Here is a 5,387-nt window from a genome sequence, read left to right as displayed (position 1 = left end):
ACCGAAGTCGCCCCGCAGCCGCCCAGGCCGCAGCGCTGCTGGCGCCAGCGGGTGTTCTCGACGCCAAGGCCGGCCGGTGGAAGCGAGTCCGGCCCTGCGCGCTGCCGGGCGAATCTGCGCCGCCGAGAGCGCAGGCAGCCGGCTTGGCGAGCCGCAGGCGAGCTTCGTGAACTGACTCGACGCGCCTGTTCGAACGAGGCGTAGCCGAGAGAGTTGCGCGGCGCAAGCCGGCTGACGAGCACCGAGGGGAGTCGGCCGCAGGCCGGCCGGCGCAGTTGAGCCCGGCGGCGCGCAGGGCCGGGCTCGCCAGCAGTTCCTTCCGCGGACCATCGTGACGTGGGACTCTCCGGAGGTCGGCGAAGAACCCTCTATATGACTTCGAGCCGGCGCGCCGCCACGTCCATCCGCACCTTCAACCCCATCGACAGCGGCTGGTTCGGCCGGCAGTGGCCGCTGGGCCAGCCGGCGAGGATGGGCTTGCCGAGTCCGCTCAGGTAATCCGTCAGTTGAGCGGCGGGGTAGTCCGCATCGCTGAAGCTGCCGACGAGGAAGCCGGCCGCCGCGTCGAGCACGCCGGCCAGGCGCAGCTGGGCCAGCATGCGGTCGATGCGGTAGGGCTCCTCGCCGATGTCCTCGAGGAACAGGAGCGTGCCGCGGGCGTCGGGCAGCCAGGGTGTGCCGGCCAGCGCGGCGAACACGGCGAGGTTGCCGCCGATCAGGCGGCCTTCGGCGCTGTCGCCGCGGCTCAGCTCATGCGGCTCGCTCGCCGGCGCGATCAGGTCGCCGCGGCCGATGCCGCTTTTCAGCAAGCCGAACAGGGTCTCGGTGTCCGGGCCGGCCAGCGGGTGCAGCAGGTCCGACGTCGGCATCGGCGCATGCAGCGCCGGCAGGCCCAGCGTGTCGAGCACGCCGTGCAGCGCGGTGATGTCGCTGTAGCCGATCAGCAGCTTCGGGTGCCGGCGGATCAGCGCGGTGTCCAGCCGATGCAGCAGCCGGTGGCAGCCGTAGCCGCCGCGCAGGCACAGCAGCGCGTCGACTTCCGGGTCGGCGAAGGCGGCGTGCAGGTCGGCGAGGCGCTGTTCGTCGCTGGCGGCGAGGTAGTCGAGATGGGCCGGGCCCGCACAGCCGGGGAAGACCTTGGCCCTGAAGCCCTGGGCCTCGATCAGCGCGGGCACGCGCTCCAGCTGGCCGGGCTTGGGCGGGCCGGCGGGGGCGACGATGCCCAGCGTGGCGCCGGGCTTCAAGGGCGTGATGATCTTCATCGTGCGGGCAAGTCTGCCATCAGGGCGTCGATGGCCGCGCCCAGCGCCGGCAGGCGCCAGGTGGTGACGCAGCCGGCGTCCGGCGCGTAGCGGCTGCCCAGGCTGCTGGTCAGCGCGACCAGGTAGTGGCGGCCCGGGCCGCGGGCGATGCCAGCGTCGGAGGCGTAGTTCTCGGTGTTGCCGGTCTTGTGGGCGAACTCGACCTCGGCCGGGATGCCCTCCACCCAGCCGGGCACGCCCAGCAGCGAGCAGCTGGACAGCACATGGTGCAGGCGCTGGCTGCGCAGGCAGTGCAGCACGTGGGCGCGGCTGGCGCCCAGCAGGGCCGGTGCCGCGGCCGGCAGCCAGGGCGCCGGAGGCGCCTCGGGGTCGATCAGCCACAGCAGGCGCAGCGCATCCCAGGCGCTCATCTGGATCTGCCCGACGCCGGCGCCGTCGGCATTGCGCCAGCCGCCGTCGGGCCGGGTGTTCTCGAAGCGCAGCGTCGTCAAGCCCAGCGCCGCGAACAGCAGGTGGATCTCGTCGCCGGCCACGGCGCCCTTGGCATGCAGCAGGCTCACCAGCGCCGAGGTGGCTTCGTTGCAGCTGACCACCATCATGTCGAAGGCCCAGTCGCCGACCGGGCGCAGCCGCCAGTCGTGGGCCAGCGGCGCGGTCCAGCTGCTGCGGCCCTGGTCCACCAGGCGGGCCACGGCCACCAGCACCATCAGCTTCAGCAGCGAGGCCGGATAGGGGGCGACGAAGCGGTAGGGGCCGGTGCCGGCCAGCGGCGGGAAGTCGATCGTGTTCCAGTCGGCGCCGGGCAGCCAGGCGAGCGAATCGCCAGCGGCGTTGCGGACGTCGGCCACATAACGGATGTTCCGCACTGACCCGGCCTCGTCGCCGATGTCGGCCAGCAGGCCCTGCGGATGCTCGCGCGAGAACAGCACGTTGGCGAACAGCGGGGGCGCGCCGCCCGGGCGGAAGGCGGCCACGGCCAGGTCGATGCTCGGGTGCTCGCCCACCGGGCCGTAGCCCTGCAGCGCGTCCGCGCTCAGCTCGAAGCGCTGGGCGCGCACGGCCGCCAGCAGGGCCAGGCCGAGATCCGCGTTGCTCATGATGATCAGGCCAGCTGCAGGCCGTCCAGCTGCAGGGGGCTGGCGCGGCCGGCCACCAGCTCGGCCACGATGTCCGCGCAGCCGAAGGAGAAGGTGAAGCCCAGAGCGCCATGGCCGACGTTGAGCCACAGGTTCTTCATCGTCTTCGCAGCGCCGAGGATCGGCGCGCCGGTGGGCGTGGCCGGGCGCAGGCCTGCCCAGGGCTCGGCGCGGTCGTAGTCGGCGGCCAGCGGGAAGGTGGCGCGCACCGCGCGCTGCAGCGAGGCGATGCGATGCGGGTCGATGCTCGTGTCCTCGCCGACCATGTCCACCATCGCCGCCACGCGCAGCTCGCTGCCGATGCGGGCGTAGACGATCTTCTTCTCGAAGTCGGTGACGCTGACCACCGGCGGCTGGTGCCCGGCGCCGATCGGCGCGGTGAGGCTGTAGCCCTTGAGCGGATACAGCGGCAGCGACAGGCCGGTGCCGAGCATCAGCGCGCGGCTCTGCAGGCCGGCGGCGACGATGAACTCGTCGGCGGCGATCTCGCCTTCGGAGGTCTTCAGCGCGACGGCGGCGCCGCCCTTCCCTGACACGAAGCCCAGCGCGTCGGCCTGCACGAAGCCGCGGAGATTGCCGTGGCGCTGCAGCCGGTCGGCCAGCAGCACGCAGAGCCGGTAGCAGTCGGCCACCGCCTCGCCCTGGGTGAAGATGCCGCCGGCCAGCGTGGCCTCGGTGGACGACAGCGCCGGCTCCAGCGCCACGCATTCGTCGTGCGACAGCGCCTGCTCCGGGCCGCCGTTGGCGACGCTGCGCAGCTTGGCCGCGATGCGCTCGAACTCGCCCGCCTTGCGGTAGACGACCAGCTTGCCGGGGCTGCGCAGCTCGATGTCCTCGGCCGCCAGCGCCGCGCTGCGGCACAGCGCGACGAACGAGGCCTGGCTGTGCGCGCCGAGCTCCAGCAGCCGGGCGGTCGAGCGGCGGTTCACCTGGCGCCGGCAGGCGCGCAGGAAGGCGAACATCCACGACCACTGGTGGCTGTCGAACTCGGGCTTGAAGCGCAAGGGGCCGTCCGGATCGAGCAGCCAGCGGATCGCCTTCAAGGGCACGCCTTCATCGGCCAGCGGCGAGACATAACGGTAGCTGAGCTGCCCGCCATTGGCCCGGCTGGCGCCGGTGCCCACCGCGCCCGCCCGCTCCACCAGCGTGACCTGCATGCCACGCTCGGCCAGGGCCCAGGCGGTCGTCAGGCCGACCACCCCTCCCCCAATCACCACACAATGCTTCATCGGACTCCGGCTCTCTACTGCCCGGCAGGGTAAAGACGATGAGCAGCCGCTGCCAATGAAAGCGGGCGCGGCAGCCATAACCGGCAGTGATGAAGCGGACGTAAAAAAGCCCGGGCATGCCGGGCTTTCCCTGAGTGCGGAGGGCCTGCTTACAGGACCGCGGCCATCGCCTTGGCGGTCGCCTCGACATTGCCGGTGTTCAGGCCGGCCACGCACATGCGGCCCGAGCGCACCAGGTACACCGCGAACTCGTCCTTCAGCCGGTCCACCTGCGCGGCGCTGAGGCCGGTGTAGCTGAACATGCCGCGCTGGGTCAGGAAGTAGTCGAAGTTGCGGCCCGGCAGCTTGGCGCTGAGCACCTCGTGCAGGCTCTTGCGCATCTGCTGGATGCGGCTGCGCATCTCGGTGACCTCGCCCTCCCACTGCGCGCGCAGCGCGGGGTCGCTGAGCACCTTGGCCACCAGCTGGCCGCCGTGCAGCGGCGGATTGGAGTAGTTGCGGCGGATCGTGAACTTCAGCTGGCCCAGCACGTTGGCAGCCTGGGCGGCGTCGGGGCAGACCACGCTCAGCGCGCCGCAGCGCTCGCCATAGAGGCTCATGCTCTTGGAGAAGCTGTTGGCGACGAAGAAGGAGAGGCCCGCGTCGGCCATCGCGCGGATCGCGAAGGCGTCTTCCTCGATGCTGTCGCCGTAGCCCTGGTAGGCCAGGTCCAGGAAGGGGATCAGCTCGCGGTCACGAAGGACGGGGATCAGCTGCTTCCACTGGTCCTGCGTCAAGTCAACACCGGTGGGGTTGTGGCAGCAGGCGTGCAGCAGCACGACGCTCTTGGCGGGCAGCTTGGAGATGGCGTCCAGCATGTCGGCGAAGCGCACGCCGCCGGTGGCCGGGTCGTAGTACGGATAGGTCTTGACCTCGATGCCCGAGCCTTCGAAGACAGCCTTGTGGTTGTCCCAGGTCGGGTCGCTCACGTAGATGGCGCTGCTCGGGAAGTAGCGCTTGATGAAGTCGGCGCCGACCTTCAGGCCGCCGCTGGAGCCCACGCTCTGGATGGTGACGGTGCGGTCTTTCGCCGCATGGTTCTTGCCGAACAGCAGTTCCTGCACGGCGCTGCGGAAGTTGGCCGCGCCTTCCATCGGCAGGTAGGGCCGGGCGCCGGCATCGGCGACGACCTGCAGCTCGGCCTTGCGCACCGAGTCCAGCATCGGGATGCGGCCCTCGTTGTCGAAGTAGATGCCGATGGACAGGTTGATCTTGCCGGCGCGGGGATCCTTGCCGAAGGCTTCGTTGAGGCTCAGGATGGGATCGCCGGGGTAGGCTTCGACGTGTGCAAACATGGCTGGACGACTCGTAAGGACAGCGGACGGAACTCGCATTATGTGCAGGAACATCAAGACCCTCTTCAACTTCGAGCCGCCGGCCACCGAGCTGGAGATCCGCGACGCGGCGCTGCAGTTCGTGCGCAAGCTCAGCGGGTTCGCGGTGCCGTCCAAGGCGAACGAGGCGGCCTTTGACCGGGCGGTGGCCGAGATCGCTGCCTCGGCGCGGGTGCTGATCGCCGATCTGGTGACCACGGCGGAGCCGAAGGATCGCGAGATCGAGGCGGCCAAGGCGCGGGCGCGCTCGGCCGAGCGTTTCGGGCGTGGTGGCGATGCGTCGATTTGAGGCGTTAGCCCTGGTCCTCGCGCTGGCTCCCGCGCTGGCCGACGAGGCGCCGAAGCAGAACTACTTCAACGACCCGTTCCTGCAGCTCACCCACGGCC

5 protein-coding genes are annotated in these 5,387 nt (G+C 70.9%); 1 reads left to right on the top strand and 4 read right to left on the bottom strand.

The window, feature by feature from the left end; translation table 11 throughout:
- Positions 1–368 precede the first annotated feature (368 nt).
- The 4 genes from B0W88_RS29315 to B0W88_RS29300 all read right to left on the bottom strand — a co-directional run bounded on the left by B0W88_RS29315 (position 369) and on the right by B0W88_RS29300 (position 4,961).
- Positions 369–1,262: an LD-carboxypeptidase gene (locus B0W88_RS29315; RefSeq protein WP_077038068.1), complete on the bottom strand. Its 894-nt coding sequence runs from the start codon at positions 1,260–1,262 to the stop codon at positions 369–371.
- Positions 1,259–2,359, bottom strand: a complete 1,101-nt coding sequence (locus B0W88_RS29310) for a serine hydrolase (protein ID WP_077038067.1) — start codon at positions 2,357–2,359, stop codon at positions 1,259–1,261. Before B0W88_RS29310 ends, B0W88_RS29315 begins: the two co-directional genes overlap by 4 nt.
- A gap of 5 nt (positions 2,360–2,364) precedes the next feature.
- Positions 2,365–3,705 carry a D-amino acid dehydrogenase gene (locus B0W88_RS29305; RefSeq protein WP_077038066.1) on the bottom strand — a complete coding sequence of 447 codons (1,341 nt, stop codon included), beginning with the start codon at positions 3,703–3,705 and terminating at the stop codon, positions 2,365–2,367.
- Positions 3,706–3,776: 71 nt separating this feature from the next.
- Positions 3,777–4,961 (bottom strand): amino acid aminotransferase, encoded by a 1,185-nt coding sequence (locus tag B0W88_RS29300; protein WP_077038065.1) that lies wholly within the window; start codon positions 4,959–4,961, stop codon positions 3,777–3,779.
- Positions 4,962–5,001: 40 nt separating this feature from the next.
- Between B0W88_RS29300 and B0W88_RS29295 the strand changes: the two genes are divergently transcribed.
- Positions 5,002–5,289, top strand: coding sequence for a DUF2277 domain-containing protein (locus B0W88_RS29295; RefSeq protein WP_077038064.1), 288 nt, complete (start codon positions 5,002–5,004; stop codon positions 5,287–5,289).
- Positions 5,290–5,387 lie beyond the last annotated feature (98 nt).

Origin of the sequence: Pelomonas sp. KK5 (assembly GCF_001984095.1) — a bacterium.
In the GTDB taxonomy this organism is placed as follows: domain Bacteria; phylum Pseudomonadota; class Gammaproteobacteria; order Burkholderiales; family Burkholderiaceae_C; genus KK5.
Note: the sequence above shows the minus strand (reverse complement) of the source record. Positions and strands in the feature narration are given on the sequence as shown.

Coding starts and splice junctions, on each gene's coding strand:
- B0W88_RS29305 (WP_077038066.1), bottom strand. CDS start 3,705: ATGGCTGCCGCGCCCGCTTTCATTGGCAGCGGCTGCTCATCGTCTTTA.
- B0W88_RS29310 (WP_077038067.1), bottom strand. CDS start 2,359: ATGAGCAACGCGGATCTCGGCCTGGCCCTGCTGGCGGCCGTGCGCGCC.
- B0W88_RS29315 (WP_077038068.1), bottom strand. CDS start 1,262: ATGAAGATCATCACGCCCTTGAAGCCCGGCGCCACGCTGGGCATCGTC.
- B0W88_RS29300 (WP_077038065.1), bottom strand. CDS start 4,961: ATGTTTGCACACGTCGAAGCCTACCCCGGCGATCCCATCCTGAGCCTC.
- B0W88_RS29295 (WP_077038064.1), top strand. CDS start 5,002: ATGTGCAGGAACATCAAGACCCTCTTCAACTTCGAGCCGCCGGCCACC.